This window comes from Neisseria sp. P0021.S007 (assembly GCF_051956855.1).
The window spans coordinates 1-858 of sequence record NZ_JBQCXA010000280.1 but is presented as its reverse complement, the minus strand read 5'-3'; the positions used below and the strand labels follow the sequence as shown (position 1 = coordinate 858).

Sequence of the window (858 nt, the reverse complement as noted above, 5' to 3'; positions counted from 1 at the left end):
GTCTATACTGCCGAAAACAATTTTGACTGGAACGAGCTGTTGCAAAGTGCCGGCAGCGCAGGTTTGTTTGCCGATTTGAAACTGCTGGAAATCCATATTCCCAACGGCAAACCCGGCAAAAACGGAGGTGATGCCCTGCAAACCTTCGCCGAACGCCTGCCCGAAGATACGGTTACGCTCATCCTCCTGCCCAAGCTTGAAAAAGCGCAAATCCAGTCCAAATGGTTTTCCGCATTGGCAGGCAAAGGCATCGTCTTAGAAGCCAAAGCCGTTGCGCCACATGCTTTGCCGCAATGGATACAAGGCCGTCTGAAACAGCAGGGTTTGGACATCGAACCCGAAGCACTCGCCCTTTTTGCCGAGCGCGTCGAAGGCAATCTTTTGGCCGCCCGTCAGGAAATCGAAAAACTCGCTCTGCTCCATCCTCAAGGCCATTTAATCAATATTGCCGACGCAGAAGCCGCAGTTGCCACCGTCGCCCGCTTCGACGTATTCCAACTGGCAGGCGCGTGGATGAAAGGCGACGCCCTGCGCGTTTCCCGTTTGCTGGACGGTTTGGAAGAAGAAGGCGAAGAGCCGGTTTTGCTGTTGTGGGCGGTTGCCGAAGACATCTGCACCCTAATCCGCCTGACTGCCGCACTCAAGCAGGGACAAAACATCCAAAGCCTGCGCAACAGCCTGCGTTTATGGGGCGACAAGCAGACCCTTGCACCGATGGCGGTCAAACGCATTTCCATCAACCGCCTGCTCGACGCGCTCAAAACCTGCGCCAAAATCGACCGCATCATCAAAGGCGCGGAAGAAGGCGATGCATGGACCGAGTTCAAACAGCTCGTTACCTCGCTGGCCGCTTGAAAC

The 858-nt window shown here is 55.4% G+C and carries 1 protein-coding gene; it reads left to right on the top strand.

Annotation, left to right across the window (positions count from 1 at the left end; genetic code table 11):
• A partial coding sequence (holA, locus tag ACTHUR_RS12820; protein WP_440398870.1) for a DNA polymerase III subunit delta occupies nt 1-855 on the top strand: 855 nt, incomplete at its 5' end.
• Between the last annotated feature and the right edge of the window lie 3 nt (nt 856-858).